The organism is Amycolatopsis sp. lyj-109 (genome assembly GCF_046548995.1).
Lineage (GTDB): Bacteria > Actinomycetota > Actinomycetes > Mycobacteriales > Pseudonocardiaceae > Amycolatopsis.
Map to the genome: position 1 here is coordinate 88,289 of NZ_JAJPWR010000032.1, position 16,931 is coordinate 105,219.

A 16,931-nucleotide genomic window follows, 5' to 3' on the forward strand; every position below is an offset into this window, starting at 1 on the left:
GGCCGGGGTGGGCGGGACCGCTGCGCCGCCGGCGCCGCAGATCGGGGAGAAGACGATGGACGGGTTGATGCAGGGCAAGGCCGTCGTGGTCACCGGCGCCGGCCGAGGCCTGGGCGAAGCGTTCGCGGTGCACGTCGCGCGCGCGGGCGGGGCGGTGGTCGTCAACGACGTGGACGCCGAGCTGGCGGAGCGGACGGCGGAGAACATCCGGGCGCACGGCGGCCGTGCCGTCGCGAGCGGGCACAGCGTGGCCGAGGCGGGCGAGGCGCAGGAGATCGTCGACCTGTGCGTCAAGGAGTTCGGGGGGATCGACGGGCTGGTCAACAACGCGGGGCTGAACTACGAGGCACTGCCCTGGGAGGACGACGCCGAGCAGGCGCGGGAGCTCGTCGCGGTCAACGTCCTGGGCGTGGTGAACACCGGCCTGGCCGCGATCAAGGCGATGGTCGACGCGGGCACCGGTGGCTCGATCGTCAACATCTCCTCGGGCGCCTCGCTCGGGCAGCGCAAGCTCGGCGTGTACGCGGCGAGCAAGGGCGCGGTCGCGTCCCTGACCTACTCCTGGGCCCTCGACCTCGAGGACGTCGGGATCCGGGTCAACGCCGTCTGCCCGCTCGCGCACACCCGGATGGTGTGGAAGTCCGAACGCTCGCTGCGCGCCTGCCCGCCGGACCGCACGCCGGCGCGGATCGCGCCGGTCGTGCTGTTCCTGCTCGGCGAGGGTTCGCACGGCATCACCGGCCAGATGATCCGGTGCAACGGCCCGCAGCTGCACGTCATGGGCCAGCCGTTCCTCAAGCAGCCCATCCTCGAGCGCCCGGTGTGGGACACCGAGACCGTGCAGAAGGCGTTCGACGAGGTCTTCGCCGCCCACCTGGAGAACTACGGCCTGGAGAAGCGCGTCCCGCCGCGGCTGCGCAAGTGGACGGAGACAACCTCGCCCCGCACCGCCTGACCCGACCGCCCGCCCGGTCGTGAGTGGTAATTCGGGTTAGAACCCTAATTACCACTCACGACGGGGCCGGCAGGCTTAGGAACCTGCGGCCGGCTCCGGGTCGCGGGTGGCTGTGTAGAGGGCCTCGATGTCGGCTGAGTAGCGGTCGTTGATGACCCGGCGCTTGAGCTTGAGCGTCGGGGTCAGCTCGCCGGATTCGGGCGTCCAGGCCTTCGGCAGCACGTGGTAGCGCTTGATCTGCTCGATCCGCGCGAGCCTGCTGTTCGCCGACTCGACCGCGCGTTCCAGCTCGGCCTGCACCGCCGGGTGGTCCGCCAGGTCTTCGGGGGCGGCCTCGACGCCGTTCGCCGCGGCCCAGCCGGGGGCGATCTCGTCGTCGAGCACGATCAGCGCCGTCACGTACGGGCGGTCGTCGCCGATCGCGACGGCCTGGCCGATCAGCGGGTGCTCCTTGAGCAGGCCCTCGACGCGGGTCGGCGCGATGTTCTTGCCGCTCGAGGTGATGATCAGTTCCTTCTTGCGGTCGGTGATCGTCACGAAGCCGTCTTCGTCGACCGTGCCGATGTCGCCGGTCGGCAGCCAGCCGTCGGCGTCGGTGGCGTCGGCGATCGTGCCGTCCTCCTGGAGGTAGCCCAGGAACACGATCGGGCCGCGCACCAGCAGCTCGCCGTCCTCGGCGACCTTCACCTCGACGCCGTCCAGCGGCTTGCCGACGGTGCCCGCGCGGAACGCCGCGCCGGAGTTGGACGTCGCCGCTCCCGTCGTCTCGGACAGGCCCCAGACCTCGCAGATCTCGATGCCGAGCCCGGCCAGGAAGTAGATGATCTCGACCGGGATGGCAGCCGCGCCGCTGGAGGCGACGAGCACCTTGTCGAGCCCGAGCAGCGCGCGCACCGGCGCCAATGCGGCTTCGTCGGTCTGCCGGATCTTCTCGGCCAGCTCCGCGGGCACCGGCTGCCCGGCGCTGCGCAGCTTGTAGCCCTGCTGCAGCAGCTCGTTCGCCTGCAGCAGCGCGGTGCGCCGGTCCTCGGGCACGCCGCCGAGCATGTTCTTGAGCCCGGCGACCATCTTCTCCCACACGCGCGGGACGCCGAAGAAGCTCTGCGGATGCACCTTGCCGAGGGCGCCGACGACCCCCGTCGGGTCGGCCAGGGTGTGCACGTGCCCCGCCCAGACGATCGGCAGGTAGATCGACAGCTCCCGCTCGGCGATGTGCGCGAGCGGCAGGTACGCGATGTTCGTCGCGTGCATCGGCGGGTGGTGCAGCTCGGTGACCGCGTACGCCTGGTGGATCGCGTTGCGGTGCGAAAGCACGACACCCTTCGGGTCACCGGTGGTGCCGGAGGTGTAGATCATGGACAGCGGGTCGTCCGGCTTGATCTCCGGCCAGGACCGTTCGAAGGAGTCCGGGTCGGCGGCAAGCGCTTCCCGGCCCCGGGCGCGCAGATCGGCGAAGGAGAGGAAGCGGTCGTCGCCGGCGGGGAGCGCGGTCTCGTCCATGACGACGACGTGCCGCAGGGCCGGGAGGTCGTCGAGCACCGGCCGCCAGCGCGCCAGCTCGCTTTCCCCGCCGAGCACCACGACCGGCGCCGCGCTGTGCCGCGCGACGAACCGGATCTGGTCCGGGCTGAGGGTGGCGTAGGCGGTGCAGGGGATCGCGGACAGGTGCGTCGCGGCGAGGTCGGCGACGATGTGGTCCGGGCAGCCGGGCGCCATGATCAGCATGCGGTCGCGCGGGGCGAGCCCGAGCCCGGCCAGCCCGCGGGAGACCTCGGCGATCGCGGTGCGGAACTCCGCCCACGTCAGCGTCGGCTGTCCTTCGATGTCGAGCGAGGTGATCGCCGGCAGATCCGGGTACTCGACCGCGTTGCGGTGCAGCAGCCGCGGGATCGTCTGGCCTTCGGTCTGCTCGGCGACGGACGGGGTGGTCAACGCTGGCCTCCTCGGTGCTGCGGATGGCCACACTGTAAGGGCTCCCGGGGCAGGTGGATAGAGAATCGCGGCCACGTGAAGCGGCACCGTCGAAACGGACATAGCGGTCAGATTCCCACGGCTGTCCACTGTGTACACGGGCGTCCGCGCGGAAACCGCGCTTCAATGGAAGGACTGCTTCGGTGGGGGACGGACGCCAGGGGGAACCGATGACGCGGTCGGCTCGTGAGCTGCTCGTGAAGATCCAGGCCGAACTCGCGCCGCGCGACGACGACAACCGGCTCGTACCGCTGATCACCGCGGGCCGGGCGCCGCGTGCGGTGTTCGCCGCGCTCGCCGCGGAGGAGAAGCTGATCACCCTCAGCGATTGGCGGAGCTTCCACGAGCTGGCCGCCCGGGCCGGCGAGCCGAACGCGCGCACCTTCTTCGGCGGGCTGGCGCCGGGCGAGCAGCAGGCGAACGGGATGCTGGACGCGTTGCTGGCGGCGACTGGTCCGGACCATGGGGAGGAACGCCCGCGCGCGGGCTGTCAGGTCTACCCGGCCTACGTCGCCTGGCTCGCGCTGAACGGCGAGTCGTCGGCGACCGCGGCGGGGATCTTCGCCAACTTCGCCGCCTTCGGCCGGTACTGCCGGGACGTCGCCGCCGGCATGCGCGAGCACTACGGCTTCACCGACGAGCAGTGCGCGTTTTTCGACTTTTTCGCGGCGGACGTTCCGGAAATTGAAGAACAAGCGCTGGCCGCGATCCAGGCCGGCCTCGACGCGCATCGGCTCGACGAACGCGAGGCGCACCGCTGCGCGCGGCTGTTCCAGAGCTACGAACTGCTCTTCTGGAACACGCTGGCCGACGAGTTCCCGGGCTGACGGGATCGCCGGCGCCGCGGAACCGGTACCGGACCGGCGCAGCGGGAGCACTCGGCTGCGGTTGCGGAATAACGGGAATTCCGGCTTCCGGCCCGGGGAATCCGCGGTCGCGCTCGTGAATCCTGCCCATTCCGCGCTCTCCGGGCCGTCCACTCCGGACGATCACGGTCGTCGGGGATGCCGGCGCGGGTCCGTGATGTTCGTCACCGAACGATTCGGTGCTGTTGTACGTAGTGGGGCCCGGCCGAGACGTGCGGAGGGTCCGGGAGCGCTTCCGGTGCTCACATTCGTACGGGGAACGAAAGCCGCCGTGCGACGAAGGTCACGACTTACGGTGGTGGACTTTCCAAGCGCAGGCAGCGAGTGTGGACGGATCACCGATCCAAGATCACGTTATCGCCACGGACTTGACGCGCCCTGGAGCGCTGCCTAACGTCGTCGCGGGCGAAGCAGACCACGGTGATGTTGATCCGGCTGGTCGGAATCCGGGTGTTGACCGCCTCGGGCGACCCGAAACCATGTACTGCCGGAAGGAAAACGGACCCAGGTGAAGCAGATTTCTCTTCGACGCAACCGGGGATCCTCGATTCGGAAGCGCGTCCTCACGATCGCGCTCGTCCCCAGTGTCGCGCTGTTGCTGGTCGGCGTGGTCCTCGCGGGCTACCTGATCTACGACGCCGTCACCGGCCGGGATTACACGAACCGCATCCGGGGGTCGGAAGCCCCGTCGATCCCGTTCCTCGCCTCGCTGCAGCAGGAGCGCCAGGCCACCCTGACCCTGCTCGCGGGTCAGAGCAACCAGCGCACCGTGCTCGCGGCCGTTCGGCCGAAGACGGACGAGAACGCCGCGAAGACGGTCCAGTACCTCAGGGACAACTTCGCCGACTACGACGACACCCCGCCGAGCGTGCTGAAGAACATCACCACCTTCTTCGGGTTGTTCCAGCAGCTGCCGCAGAACCGGCAGGCGATCGACAGCGGCCAGATGCAGCTCAACCAGGCCTTTGCCTATTACAACAAGATGATCGACCAGTTCATCGACGGCGTGGCCGGGCTGGCCCAGAACGCGCGTGGCGCCCAGAACGCGTTCGACCGGCTGACCGCCATCCCGCTGTTCACCGCGGCCGACGGGATGCAGCGCAGTGACGCGCTCGCCGCCGCCGGGCTGGCCGCGGGCGGGCTGAGCAACGACGACTTCCGGACCTACGTCGGCCAGGTCGGTGCCTACCACGTCCAACTCGACTCGTCGGCGCCGAAGCTGATCCCCGAGGTCAAAGCCAAGTACGACGAGCTGCTGGCCAGCCAGCCGTGGCAGACGGTGAACCAGGTCGAGACCGCGTTCCTGCGCGGTGACCTGTCGAAGCTGCCGGTGCCGCAGGACCAGTGGCGCGCCGCGGCCCGCCAGGTCGGTGCCGCGCTGATGGGCATCTTCATCCTGCAGAGCTCGAACGCGAGCCAGGCCGCGATCAACGACGCGGACTCGACGTTCACCGAGTCGCTGATCGCCGGCGTGATCGCCGTCCTGTTCGCGATCTTCGTGGTCTTCGTCGCCGTCCGGCTGTCGAACCGGCTCATCGGCCGGCTGCACCGGCTGCGTGAGGACACCCTCGACGCGGCCGAGGTCCGGCTGCCCGAACTGGTCGCGCGTGTCCAGGCCGGCGAGCCCGTCGACCTCGAAGAGGGCGGGCACTTCCTCGACCACGGCACCGACGAGATCGGCCAGGTCGCCGACGCCTTCAACAAGGCGCAGCAGACCGCCATCGCGGCCGCCATCAACGAGGCGAAGACCAGGGAGGGCACCAAGACGGTGTTCCTCAACATCGCCCACCGCAGCCAGGTCATCGTGCACCGCCAGCTCAAGGTGCTCGACCAGGCCGAGCGCAAGCAGGAGGACCCGGAGCAGCTGGACACGCTGTTCCAGCTCGACCACCTCTCCACCCGCGCCCGCCGCAACGCCGAGAACCTGATCATCCTCGGCGGCGGGCAGCCGGGCCGCCAGTGGCGCAACCCGGTCGGGCTGGCCGAGCTGGTCCGCGGCGCGTCCGCCGAGACCGAGGACTTCGCCAGGGTCAAGGCGGCGGTGCTGCCGCAGATCGCCGTCCGCGGCCCGGTCGTCGGCGACCTCGTGCACCTGCTCGCCGAGCTGATCGACAACGCGACGGCGTTCTCGCCGCCGCAGTCGCGGGTCGAGATCCGCGGCAACGTGGTCGGCAAGGGCGTCGTGATCGAGGTCGAGGACCAGGGCCTCGGGCTCGAGCCGGACCAGACCGAAGAGATCAACACGATGCTGTCCGACCCGCCGGACTTCGGGATCATGGCGCTGTCGGACGAGCCCCGCCTGGGCCTGTTCGTGGTCGCGCGGCTGGCCGCCCGCCACGGCATCCAGGTGCACCTGCGGGAGTCCGCCTACGGCGGCACCCGGGCCATCGTGCTGGTGCGCACCGACCTGTTGGCTCCCTTGGCGGAGTCCGAGCCGGAGCAGCCGATCACCCCGCCGAAGCCGGAGCTCGTGCCGAACCTGGCCGAGCCGGAGACCACGGCCAACGACGAGGTCGCGCCGCTCAAGCGGCCGGTGCGCCGCCCGGCCCGGCACCGCACCGAGCCGGCCGCACCGCCGGCGCCCCCGACGGCTCCCGCGGCCGTGACCCAGCCGCCCACGCCGGTGCCGCCGATGGCCGTCCCGCCGGCCCCGGTCCAGCCGCCGGTCTCCCAGCCTTCGCCGGCCCAGCCGCCGTCCGCGCCGACGCCGGTCCCGGTCGGGTCCGTGTCGGAGCCGATGAGCCAGCCGACCCAGGCTCAGCCGGTGGCCGCGGTCCGCCCGCCCGCCCCGCCCGTCCGGACTTCGCGCCCGGCGCGTCCGGCCGCGCAGCAGCCGGCGTGGCCGCCGCAGGAACCGCGTGCCGCGGCGACGCCGGAAAGCCGCCCGCAACAGCCGCGCCGCCCGGAGGCGCCCGGCCGGCCGCCGCTGCCGCAGCGGCGACGTCAGCAGAGCCTCGTGCCCCAGCTGCGGGAGGACAAGCCCGCGACGCAGGAACGCGAAGAGGTCCGGCTGGACTCGCCGGAGGCCGCCCGCAGCAGGCTCTCCGCCTTCCAGCAAGGCACCCGGCGGGCCCGAGACGAAGACTTTTCCGAGAACGACGACAGGTACGGAGAGCGCGAGTAATGGTCAACTCAGGCGCCCACGAGCTCGACTGGCTGCTGGACGACCTCGTCAAGCGGGTCGCCGGGGCGGACCGGGCGGTGGTGCTGTCCTCGGACGGCCTGCTCATCGGAAGGTCGGGAAACCTTTCCGAGGAGGACGCCGAACACCTGTCCGCGGTGGCTTCGGCGTTCCAGAGCCTGGCCCGCGGCACCGGGCGGCACTTCGGCGGCGGCAACGTCCGTCAGACGATGGTCGAGATGGACCACGCGTTCCTGTTCGTGACGGCGGCCGGGCGAGGCGCCTGCCTCGCCCTGCTGGCCCGTGAAGACGCGGACATGGGGCTGGTCGCGTACGAAATGAACCTGATGGTGAAGCGGGTCGGCCAGGTGCTCACCTCGGCCCCGCGGACCGCCGGCGCGCAGCCCACTGCCCCATGAGCGCACGGCACGAAGCCTGGTTCGACGACGAGGCCGGCCCGCTGGTCCGGTCCTACGCGGTCACGGGCGGCCGCACCCGGTCGGACACGCTCGGGCTCGACCTCATCACGCTCGTGGTCGCGCTGCGCACCGCGCACGAGGCAGGCATGCTCGAACCGGAGTACGCCCGCATCATCGCCTTGTGCCAGCGGCCGGTCTCGGTGGCCGAGGTGGCCGCCCGGGTCGATCTCCCGCTGCCCGTGGTGAAGGTGATGCTGAGCGACCTCATCGAGCAGAACCTGGTGCTGTTCCGTACCGCGGCACCGGCACAGGAATCCCCCAACCGACACGTATTGCAGGCGGTCCTTGATGGCATCCGGAAACTCTGACCCCCGGCGGAACCTGACCGCGACCGCGGTCAAGGTACTCATCGCCGGCGGGTTCGGGGTCGGCAAGACCACGATGGTCGGTTCGGTGAGCGAAGTGCCGCCACTGCGAACCGAAGAGGTCATCACGACTGCGTCCGAGGGTGTCGACGACCTCTCCGGTGTCGAGCAGAAGACCACCACGACGGTCGCGCTCGACTTCGGCCGCATCACGATCAACCCGGACCTGATCCTGTACCTGTTCGGCACGCCGGGGCAGGACCGGTTCTGGTTCATGTGGGACGAGCTGGCCGAGGGCGCGCTCGGCGCCGTCGTGCTGGCCGACACGCGCCGGCTCGACAGCTGCTTCGCCGCGGTGGACTTCTTCGAGCGCCGCAACCTGCCGTTCGTCGTCGGCGTGAACTGCTTCGACGGGGCGTACCGCTACGGCACGGAGGAGGTCCGGCAGGCGCTCGACGTCGGCATGGACGTCCCGCTGCTGCTGTGCGACGCGCGTGAGCGGGACTCGACGAAGCAGGTGCTGACCAGCCTGATGGAACACGTGATGGCGCGGTCCGACCTCGCGGCCGCCCAGGGCGGCTACTGACCGGAAAGCTCGTGAAGGCCACCTTGAGGAACTTGTAGTTCCTCAAGGTGGCCTTCACGAGCTTTGGGGGTTCAGCGGCGTCGCTTGAGCAGGTTGTCGAGCGCGAACCGGCCCGGGCCGATCGCGGCGAACAGCAGGAAGACCCACGCGTAGACCGCCGACGGCTCGCCCATGTTCTGCAGCGGCAGCAGTCCCATCGGTGCGTGCACGGTGAAGTAGGCGTAGGCCATCACGCCGGAGAGCAGGATCGCGGCCGGCCTGCTGGCGAGCCCGGTCAGCAGCAGGACGGCGCCGGCGAGTTCGAGCACGCTGCCCCACCAGCCGGGCCAGGAGCCGAACGGGACGCCGCCGCCCTGGCCGTCGATCCCGCCGAAGAAGCCGAATCCCTGCAGGCCGTGGAAGCCGAACAGGAACGAGATCACGATCCGGCTCGCGCCGACCACGATGCCGGTGACCTGGGTCTTGGCCGGGGCGTCGGTGGTCCGGGTTTCGCGGGCGATGGTGGCGGTCATGGTGGGTTCCTTCCCTGGGTTCTGCTTGCCTTCTGCCCATGCGTCGAGCGGACCCCGGCCGGATTCGACACCCTCGTGAAAAAATCTTGGAAGAGTTTCGGGAGACTGTCCCCATGGCGGGCAAACAGAGTGCCGGGCTCCTGCTCTACCGCGGCCGCGGCGAAAACGTCGAGGTGCTGCTCGGGCACATGGGCGGGCCGTTCTGGGCGAAGAAGGACGCGGGCGCGTGGTCGCTGCCCAAGGGCGAGCTCGACCCGGACGAGTCGCCTGAGGAGGCGGCCCGGCGGGAGTTCGAGGAGGAGCTGGGGCTGCCCGCGCCCGAGGGCGAGTACACCGGGCTGGGCGTGGTGAAGCAGTCGGGCGGCAAGGTCGTCACGGCGTGGGCGGTCGAGGCCGACCTCGACCCGGCCTCCGTGGTGCCCGGGACATTCTCCATGGAGTGGCCGCCCCGCTCGGGCCGGCAGCAGGAGTTCCCCGAGGTCGACCGGGTCGCGTGGTTCTCCCTCGCGGACGCCCGGGAGAAGCTGGTGAAGGGCCAGGTGCCGTTCCTGGACCGGCTGCTGGCCCTGGTCAGCGGCTGAGCAGCGCCTCGAGCGGCTTGGCGGTGAACGACGGCAGCACGACGTCCGCCTGCCCGAAGTCCAGGCTCCGGGTGATCGCGTTCGGCACGGCGACGCAGGTCAGGCCGGCGGCCTTGGCGGAGGTGACGCCGTGCGGGGTGTCCTCGAAGGCGATGGCGTCTTCGGCTTCCGTTCCGAGCGCATCGAGGGCCGCGAGGTAGAGGTCGGGGTCGGGCTTGGCCTTGTGGAGGTCCCCGGTGAGCACCGCGTCGAAGTAGCCGTCGATGCCGAGCCGTTCGAGGTGCGGGTTCACCCAGGCGCCGGACGAACTGGACGCGACGGCCAGCTTGAGGCCCTGCTCGCGCGCGGCGTCGAGGTAGGTCCGGACCCCTTCGCGCGGACCGAGGTTTTCGAGGAGCCGGAGGACGTGCGCCCGGGTCTTGGGCCGCAGCGCTTCCGGATCGATGCCGGGGACGTGTTCGGCGAGCAGAGCGAACATGGCGGGCGTGGTGTGCTGCGTACCGATGACGGCGTACCAGGCGTCGAGCGGCAGTTCGGTCCCGTGCTCGCGGAAGACGGCCTGCCAGGACTGCAGGACGGCGGACTCGGTGTCGGCGAGGGTGCCGTCGAAGTCGAAGACCAGGGCGCGGGTGGGCACGCCTGCACCCTGCCCGGTCGGTGATCGACCGGGCAAGGGAGTTGTGACGAGGTCCTACGGGTGGACGGTCAGCCGGTACAGGCGTTCACCGATCTTGTAGTACAGGTCGTCGAACCGGTCGGCCGTCAGGTCCTCCATACCCGCCTTGGTCAGCAGGACCGTGACCGCCTTGGTGGCCTTGTCGATCTTGAAGATCCGGTCGCCCTGGGTGCCGTACACGTGGTCCGGGTCCTTCGGCACCGTCAGCAGCACGCCGTCGCGCCACGCCATCGTCGACTTCGCGTCGTAGTCCGGGTCCGGGAACAGCCGCTGCGTCTTCATCGCTCCCGGCGAGGCCGGGTCGAACGTGAGCAGGGATCCACCGGCCAGGCCCCAGATCTGGCCGTCCACCTCGGTCAGTGCGGTGACCGCCCTGGTGGAGGGGAGCGGGTACCGCGTCACCGCGCCGTTCGCCGGGTCGTAGGCGAACACCTCGGCCGACGCGCCCGGCGCGAACACCGGGCTGACGCCCAGCGCGCCCCGCGTCGACGTGCCGCCGAAGACCTTGCCGCCCGCGTACGCCAGGGAGACCACCGCCTGGTCGGGGACGACGCACACGGTCCGGCCCGGCGTGCCGTCCTTCCAGATGCTCAGCGCGCCGCTGCGCTTGCCGTACTTCGGCACCGTTCCCACGTAGACGGTCCCGTCGGGCGCGCCGGCCAGTGCGTAGGGGCGGTCCTGCGGGGGCGGGCCTTCGCCCGCGCGGCAGTCGGCGGCCTTGTCGCCCGCGGCGCCGCCGGTGTACTGCAGCTTCGGCGGCCACTCGCCGCCCGGCTCGTAGCTGTACAGCCTGGCCGACGGGTAGACGCCGATGTAGAGCTTCCCGTCGTGGGCCAGCAGGCTGTCGGTCTGGTTGAGGCCGGTGAGGGTCTTCGTGTCCGGGTGGTTGTCGTCGGCGTTGCCGTGCAGCGGGTCGTACACGCCGGTGCCGCCGGTGAGGTACCCGCCGGTGTAGATCTTGCCGTCCGGGCCGGTGCCGAGCGCGTTGATCGCGGCGGGCAGCACCGGGGTGCCGGTGACGAGCCGGGTGCTCGACGCGCCGGTCGCCGGGCGGTACTTGAAGATCCGGGTGCCGTCCGGTCCCGCGCCGAGGCCGGCGAGCGTGCCGTCCTCCCAGCTGTAGCCGGTGACGTCGAGGTCGGGCCGGACGGCCGTCGCCTGCACCGCCTTGGTGGCGATGTCGTAGGACTGCAGGAGCCCGTCCTTGACGAACCAGACCTTCCCGTCCGCGGCCGGGGAGTGGTGCAGGTCGGTGTCGGTGATCGCCGCGTCGACCACCGAGCGGTACGAGCCGTCGGCGTCCTTGACGACCTGCAGCACGAGCAGCGTCCGGTCGAACCAGGCGAACAGCCGGCCGCCGGTCCAGGTCAGCCCGCCCACCATGGAGTTGTGCGCGTACTCGGCGGGCAGCAGGCTGTCGGTCCGCCCGGTGACGTTGTCGTAGCGCACCAGCGAAGCGTTCGTCCCGGTGCCGAGGTAGGTCGCGTTGGCGGCCGGGTCGTGGGCGATGCTGCGCACGTACTCCGCGCCGGCGACGATCGGGGTGGCGCCGATCGTGGTGAACGTGCCGTTGTCGTACTTGAAGTAGCGGCCGTTGTTGTAGGTGCCGCCGTAGACCTTGCCGTTCGCGCCGGCTTCGAGGTCCCAGATGAACGAGTACCCGCTTTCGGCGCGGCCGAGATCGGTCAGCGTGGTGCTGCCCGGCACGTGGCGGTACAGCTTCGAGTTCGGATAGGTGCCCAGGTAGACGCTGCCGTCGGTGGCCGTGGTGGCGGCCCAGCCGCCGACGGTGGGGGTGTCGGCGGTGTCCGGGAAGGTGAGCTTCGAGGTGACCTTTTCGGTGGCGACGTCGATGACCGCCAGCTGGGGGTTGCTGTCGGCGGTGCCGGTGTAGACCGCGTAGGCCTTGCCGCCGGCGAAGGTGGTGGCGTTGGGGACGCTGCTTTCCAGCTGGACGCCGAGGTCGGTGTCGTCCTTGCCGATCACCACCTCGTCCCAGTACGCGGTGCCGACGTTGCCGACGCCCGAGTAGACGAGCGCCGAGACGGTGGTGGTGCCCGCGGGCGCCACACCGGAAGCCGTGGCGGTGTTCCACTTGCGGCCGGAGACCGGACCGCCGGTCACGCTGCCGAGCAGCTGCCCGCCGGCGTCGCGGAACCGCAGGTAGAGGTCGGCCGTGCCGCTCTCGGTCCAGACCTGGGCGTAGGCGGTGTACCGGACACCGGCGGTGGCGGGTAGCCCCGGCTGGCTCTCCCGGCCGTAGGCGTTGTCCGGGGACGTGTCGTCCACGCGCGCCGCGGTGCGCCCGTCCCACGTCACGGCGGTGAACCCGCCGGGACTGTGCGACCCGCTCCAGCCGGTCAGGCCCTGGTCGAACCCGCCGTTGGGAATCCGGAGATCGGCCGCGCCCGCCGGCGTGGCGGCGGCGAGCAGTCCGGTGGCCAGGGCGGCGGCGAGCGTGGCGGACAGCAGGCGTCTCATGGCCGCCACGATCGGGCGCGGCCGTACAAAACGGGTACAAGCGCCACCTAGGCGAGGAAGAACTCCTTCAGCACCGGGGCCAGTGCCGCCGCCTTCACGATGTGCGTCTGGCCCGGCAGCGTCCGGTACTCCGCCGACGGCAGGACCTTCGCCAGCGAGGCCACGCCGTTGCGCATCCAGTCCGGGCTGCGGCCGCCGTCGATGACCAGTGCCGGGATCTTCACCTCCGGCCAGGCCGCCGGCAGGGGCTCGCCCGCCTGGTGGTCGATCACCATCGCCGTGTCGTACGGGATCGTGTGGGCCACCCGCTTGAGCTTGGGCCAGAACGGCATGATCCGCATCATCGCCACCATCACGCCGCCCAGGCCGACGCCTTCGGTCATGAACATCTTCACCGCCTTGCCGCGCTTGCCCTCCTTCAGCGCCTGGTCGAGCCGGGCCACGTAGTCCTCCGGGACCCGGCGACGGGTGCCGTCGACGATGAACGGTGGCTCGTACAGCGCCAGTTTCCGGACTGCCAGCCGAGGAGCCGCTTCGAGAGCCAAGGCGACACCCGACGAAATGCCGAACAGGAACGCCTCGCCGCCCGCCTCCTTGACGACCGCGGCGAGGTCCTCGACTTCGCGCCGGACCTCGTACGGCCCGGCGTCCCCGCTCTCGCCCCGGCCGCGGCGGTCGTAGGTGTACACGGTGAAGTGCGTGGCCAGTTCCTTCGCCAGCGCGTCGTTGGGAGACGAGCCGCGGTAGCACAGCGCGCCGTCCACGAGGACGAGCGCGGGGCCGGACCCGGCGCGGGTGTAAGCGATCCGGGTGCCGTCAGCAGAGGTTGTCGTCGTCATGCGGACAAGCCTGACTCCGACGCATCCATCTGTCAAGACAAAAAAATTTGTCGGTGAGCCCGGCTCGGAGGATCCCGGGGCGAACCTCAGGCCGAACGCAAGGTCAGGAGCGTGATCTCGCTGGGCGCGAAGATCCGGAACGGCGGGCCCCAGAACCCCGTGCCGCGGCTGTTGTACAGCTGCGTCTCCCCGTGCCGGGTCAGGCCGGACAGCGTCGGCTGGTCGAACCGCACCAGGAAGTGGAACGGCCAGATCTGCCCGCCGTGCGTGTGCCCGGAGATCTGCAGGTCGACGCCCGCCTCGCGCGCTTCGCGGACCTGCTTCGGCTGGTGCGCCAGCAGCACCACCGGGACGTCGGCGGGCCGGCCGGTCAGCGCCGCGGCCAGGTCGGGGCCGTGGCCGGGCAGGCCGGACGCCGTGCCGGTCGGGTCGTCGATGCCGGCGAAGAGGATCCGGTCGCCGGCCCGCTCGAGCAGCGTCGAACGGTTGTGCAGCGTGTCCCAGCCGAGCCCCTCCATGTGGTCGAGCCACGCCTGGGCCTCGCCGAAGTACTCGTGGTTGCCGGTGATGTAGAACCGCCCGAGCCCGGCCTGGACGCCGCCGAGCGGGTCGACCTGCTTGCGGCGCTTGGCCACCGCGCCGTCGGCGAGGTCGCCGGCGTGGCAGACGACGTCCGCCTCGAGCGCGTTGACCGCCGCGACGACCTTCTCCGACCACTTCGTCCGGTCGATCGGCCCGAAGTGGGTGTCGGTCAGCACGGCGACGCGCAGGCCGTCGAGCCCCGGCCCGAGCCGCGGGATGACGACGTCGACCGCCTTCACCGGCGGCACGCGCATGGCGACGCGGTTGCCGTGCACCAGCAGCCCGGCCGCGATCAGCGCGGTCGCACCCGCGACGATCCGCGACCGCGCCGGGTCGTCGACGCCGAGCAGCGCGACCCGCAGCACCAGGCTCAGGACGGACCAGCTGAACAGCACCCAGATCACGGCGAGCAGCGAGTCACCGAGCCGCGCGGCGCCGTCGCGCTGGCGGCGCCCGTGGCCGCGAACCATGGCGACCGGCATCGTCACCAGGCCCAGCGCGAACAGCGCTGTCCCGGCGAGCGTGCCGGCGGTGCCCCACTCAGGCGCGAGAACCAGCGTCCACCAGGGGACGGTGAACAGCAGGAGCAGCGCCAGGAGCGGCACGGCGAGTTGGGGGCCTCTCATCGAACCAGGTTACAGCCCATCGGGCTCTTAGCATTTTCGCTACGCTGGAGAGGACGGAAGGGGGGCGCTGTGACCACGTTGCTGGAGCTGGCGTTCCCCGCACTGGCCGGCCCGGTCGCGCTGGTCGCCTTCGCTTCCCTCGCCGCCGCGAGCCTCTTGGTCGTCCTGCTGGTCGGCAGTACGCACCGCGCCGAACTCGCGCTGTGGTCGGTGCCGGTCCGCAGCCGCGCCACGGCCTTGCGCCGCCGGGCCCGGCTCGCCGAGTCGATCCGGCTCCGTGACCCCGGCCGGCCCGGTCGCAGCAGGCCACGAGCACCCGGTTCTCGCAGCACGGCTGCGTAGGAACCTCTTCGACGCAGCCATTCCGCTCACCCACCCCCCTTCCACTCATGCGGAGTGCTGCCCATGTTCGGCTTTCTCGACGTGCCCGTCGAAGGCGCGTACCACCTGATCCACGCCCTGACCGGCCCGCTCTCGACGGCGCTGGCGATCGTCGTCTTCACCCTCGCCGTGCGGCTGTTGCTGCACCCGCTCGCCCGATCGGCGGCCCGCGGCGAACGAGCCCGGGCCGTCCTGCTGCCGGAGATCCGGGCGCTGCAGGAGAAGCACGGCGGCGACCGCGAACGGCTGGCCGCGGAGATGACGAAGCTGCAGCAGGAGTCCGGGACGTCGCTGTTCGTCGGCTGCCTGCCGATGCTGCTGCAGCTGCCGTTCTTCACGGTCATGTACCGGCTGTTCACCACGGCCACGATCGGCGGCGAACCCAACTCGCTGCTCGGCGCGACGCTGCTGGGGACGCCGCTGGGCGCGCACGGCCTCGGCGGCAGCCCGCTCGTGTTCGTGATCGCGGCCGGGCTCGCCGTCGTCGCGTGGTTTTCGGTGCGTCTCCAAGCCGTCACGGCCGAGGTTCCCGGCGGCAAGCTGCTGCGGCTGCTGCCCTACGGCACCGTGCTCGCGACGCTCGTCGTGCCACAGGCCGCCGGGATCTACCTGCTCACCACGACCGCGTGGAGTGCGGCGGAGCGGGCGTTGCTACGACGCGGCTCGTGAGCGCCGCCAGTCCTCGACCACCGCTTCGACGTCCACCAGCGCCACCGTGAGCGGCGGCCCGGTGTGGTGGTTGAGGTAGGCCTGGCGGATCCGGGTGTTGAGATCCTCGACGACGTCCCGGACCTGCCGTTCGGTCCGCTCCCCGGCGAGCCGCTCCGGCAGGTCCTGGACTTCGCGCTTGAGTGCGAGCGACGGCGGCAGCAGCGCCTTCGTGTCGTGCCCGCCCTTCCGGACTTCGCGGAGCACCCAGTCGGTCGCGGCGTCGTTGCCGGTGGGCCTCGGCAGCGGCTTGCCGGTGCCGGGCAGGTCGTCGAACTCGCCGCGCTCCCGCGCCTGGGCGATCTGCCGGTCGACCCACCAGCGAAAAGACACCTTGGGTGGTTTGCGTGCGGTCATCTCCTCACACCCCCTCCGTCCGCTTCCAGGGTAATCTCCGGACGACAAGCGAGGGGACCGCATGACCGTCGAACGCAGTGGCGCCGAGGACGTCGACCGGACGCTCGCGTTGCTCTGGCGCGCCCGCGGCGCCGCCGCCGAACCGACCAGGGGCCGCCGCCCGACGCTGACGATCGAGCGGATCGTCGCGGCCGCCGTCACGGTCGCGGACGCCGACGGGCTGGCCGCCGCGTCGATGCACCGCGTCGCCAAGGAGCTCGGCGCGGGCACGATGACGCTCTACACCTACGTGCCCGGCAAGGCCGAGCTGGTGGACCTGATGGTCGACGACGTGCTCGTCGGGCGGCGGCTGCCCGGGCCGGGTGAGCCGCGCCGCGAGGACTGGCGTGCGCAGGTGGCGCTCTACGCCGAGCGGACCCGGCAGGCCTACCGCGACCACCCGTGGCTGTGCGAGGTCTCGCGCGTCCGGCCGCCGCTGGGCCCCGGCCAGCTGGCGGGCCAGGAGTACCTGCTGTCGATCATGGACGAGCTGGGACTGCCGCCGCGCCAGGCCGTCGCGGCGGCCAACGGGATCGGCACGTACATCGACGCGAACGCCGCGCTCGACGCGGAGAACACCCGGCTGGAGCGCAGCACCGGCCAGTCGACCGAGGCGTGGTGGCACCAGCGGTCGTCGTTCTGGGAGAACTACTTCGTCGTCGACGCGCACCCGGCGATGAACCGCGTCTGGCTCGGCGGCGGCTTCGACGAGGGCGCGAAAGCGCAGGGGGACACGGCGTACGAGTTCGGCCTGAACCGGATGCTCGACGGCATCCAGGCCCTGGTGGACTAGTGTCTGCCGCAGCTGGTCGTGAGTGGTAATTCGGGTTAGAACCCGAATTACCACTCCCGACCCCCCGCCACGG

At 71.1% G+C, this 16,931-nt stretch carries 17 protein-coding genes; 10 read left to right on the forward strand and 7 right to left on the reverse strand.

The annotated features are described in order from the left end of the window. The first annotated feature begins 55 nt into the window (after window positions 1-55). Complete coding sequence (locus ACLJQF_RS43055) at window positions 56-955, forward strand: SDR family NAD(P)-dependent oxidoreductase (RefSeq protein WP_410616082.1); 900 nt, start codon at window positions 56-58, stop codon at window positions 953-955. 75 nt (window positions 956-1,030) lie between these two features. On the opposite strand, the gene ACLJQF_RS43060 is transcribed toward ACLJQF_RS43055, so the two are convergent. Further along, complete coding sequence (locus ACLJQF_RS43060; protein WP_410616083.1) at window positions 1,031-2,887, reverse strand: AMP-dependent synthetase/ligase; 1,857 nt, start codon at window positions 2,885-2,887, stop codon at window positions 1,031-1,033. 209 nt (window positions 2,888-3,096) lie between these two features. Here ACLJQF_RS43060 and ACLJQF_RS43065 point away from each other — a divergent pair, with 209 nt between their 5' ends. The 5 genes from ACLJQF_RS43065 to ACLJQF_RS43085 all read left to right on the forward strand — a co-directional run bounded on the left by ACLJQF_RS43065 (window position 3,097) and on the right by ACLJQF_RS43085 (window position 8,283). Beyond that, window positions 3,097-3,753, forward strand: a complete 657-nt coding sequence (locus ACLJQF_RS43065) for a transcriptional regulator (protein WP_410616084.1) — start codon at window positions 3,097-3,099, stop codon at window positions 3,751-3,753. Window positions 3,754-4,300: 547 nt separating this feature from the next. Then, entirely contained in the window at window positions 4,301-6,916 is a 2,616-nt protein-coding gene (locus ACLJQF_RS43070; RefSeq protein WP_410616085.1) for a nitrate- and nitrite sensing domain-containing protein, read from the forward strand. Beyond that, a complete protein-coding gene (locus tag ACLJQF_RS43075) occupies window positions 6,916-7,332 on the forward strand; it encodes a roadblock/LC7 domain-containing protein (RefSeq protein WP_043776694.1) in 417 nt (138 codons plus the stop codon). Before ACLJQF_RS43070 ends, ACLJQF_RS43075 begins: the two co-directional genes overlap by 1 nt. Then, window positions 7,329-7,700 carry a DUF742 domain-containing protein gene (locus ACLJQF_RS43080; protein ID WP_020640886.1) on the forward strand — a complete coding sequence of 124 codons (372 nt, stop codon included), beginning with the start codon at window positions 7,329-7,331 and terminating at the stop codon, window positions 7,698-7,700. The genes ACLJQF_RS43075 and ACLJQF_RS43080 overlap by 4 nt, the downstream gene beginning before the upstream one ends. Continuing rightward, complete coding sequence (locus ACLJQF_RS43085) at window positions 7,681-8,283, forward strand: GTP-binding protein (RefSeq protein WP_103344348.1); 603 nt, start codon at window positions 7,681-7,683, stop codon at window positions 8,281-8,283. The genes ACLJQF_RS43080 and ACLJQF_RS43085 overlap by 20 nt, the downstream gene beginning before the upstream one ends. A 71-nt stretch (window positions 8,284-8,354) precedes the next feature. On the opposite strand, the gene ACLJQF_RS43090 is transcribed toward ACLJQF_RS43085, so the two are convergent. Then, window positions 8,355-8,795 carry a DoxX family protein gene (locus tag ACLJQF_RS43090; protein WP_410616086.1) on the reverse strand — a complete coding sequence of 147 codons (441 nt, stop codon included), beginning with the start codon at window positions 8,793-8,795 and terminating at the stop codon, window positions 8,355-8,357. Between the two features lie 113 nt (window positions 8,796-8,908). Here ACLJQF_RS43090 and ACLJQF_RS43095 point away from each other — a divergent pair, with 113 nt between their 5' ends. After that, window positions 8,909-9,376: an NUDIX domain-containing protein gene (locus ACLJQF_RS43095; RefSeq protein WP_410616087.1), complete on the forward strand. Its 468-nt coding sequence runs from the start codon at window positions 8,909-8,911 to the stop codon at window positions 9,374-9,376. On the opposite strand, the gene ACLJQF_RS43100 is transcribed toward ACLJQF_RS43095, so the two are convergent. The 4 genes from ACLJQF_RS43100 to ACLJQF_RS43115 form a co-directional block, all read right to left on the reverse strand. After that, on the reverse strand, window positions 9,366-10,013 hold the full coding sequence (locus tag ACLJQF_RS43100; RefSeq protein ID WP_410616088.1) for an HAD family hydrolase: 648 nt from the start codon (window positions 10,011-10,013) through the stop codon (window positions 9,366-9,368). The two genes, ACLJQF_RS43095 and ACLJQF_RS43100, sit on opposite strands and share 11 nt — an antisense overlap. 54 nt (window positions 10,014-10,067) lie before the next feature. Beyond that, window positions 10,068-12,533 carry a hypothetical protein gene (locus ACLJQF_RS43105; protein WP_410616089.1) on the reverse strand — a complete coding sequence of 822 codons (2,466 nt, stop codon included), beginning with the start codon at window positions 12,531-12,533 and terminating at the stop codon, window positions 10,068-10,070. Between the two features lie 47 nt (window positions 12,534-12,580). Then, window positions 12,581-13,372 carry an alpha/beta fold hydrolase gene (locus ACLJQF_RS43110; protein ID WP_410616090.1) on the reverse strand — a complete coding sequence of 264 codons (792 nt, stop codon included), beginning with the start codon at window positions 13,370-13,372 and terminating at the stop codon, window positions 12,581-12,583. 86 nt (window positions 13,373-13,458) lie between these two features. Beyond that, window positions 13,459-14,580, reverse strand: coding sequence for a metallophosphoesterase (locus tag ACLJQF_RS43115; RefSeq protein WP_410616091.1), 1,122 nt, complete (start codon window positions 14,578-14,580; stop codon window positions 13,459-13,461). Between the two features lie 69 nt (window positions 14,581-14,649). Here ACLJQF_RS43115 and ACLJQF_RS43120 point away from each other — a divergent pair, with 69 nt between their 5' ends. Further along, on the forward strand, window positions 14,650-14,922 hold the full coding sequence (locus ACLJQF_RS43120) for a DUF6412 domain-containing protein (RefSeq protein WP_410616092.1): 273 nt from the start codon (window positions 14,650-14,652) through the stop codon (window positions 14,920-14,922). Between the two features lie 63 nt (window positions 14,923-14,985). Further along, on the forward strand, window positions 14,986-15,630 hold the full coding sequence (locus ACLJQF_RS43125; RefSeq protein WP_410616093.1) for a YidC/Oxa1 family membrane protein insertase: 645 nt from the start codon (window positions 14,986-14,988) through the stop codon (window positions 15,628-15,630). On the opposite strand, the gene ACLJQF_RS43130 is transcribed toward ACLJQF_RS43125, so the two are convergent. Beyond that, window positions 15,613-16,026: a DUF1992 domain-containing protein gene (locus ACLJQF_RS43130; RefSeq protein ID WP_410616094.1), complete on the reverse strand. Its 414-nt coding sequence runs from the start codon at window positions 16,024-16,026 to the stop codon at window positions 15,613-15,615. The two genes, ACLJQF_RS43125 and ACLJQF_RS43130, sit on opposite strands and share 18 nt — an antisense overlap. Before the next feature lie 61 nt (window positions 16,027-16,087). On the opposite strand from ACLJQF_RS43130, the gene ACLJQF_RS43135 reads away from it, so the two are divergent. Further along, window positions 16,088-16,858 carry a TetR/AcrR family transcriptional regulator gene (locus ACLJQF_RS43135; protein ID WP_410616095.1) on the forward strand — a complete coding sequence of 257 codons (771 nt, stop codon included), beginning with the start codon at window positions 16,088-16,090 and terminating at the stop codon, window positions 16,856-16,858. Window positions 16,859-16,931: the final 73 nt, after the last annotated feature.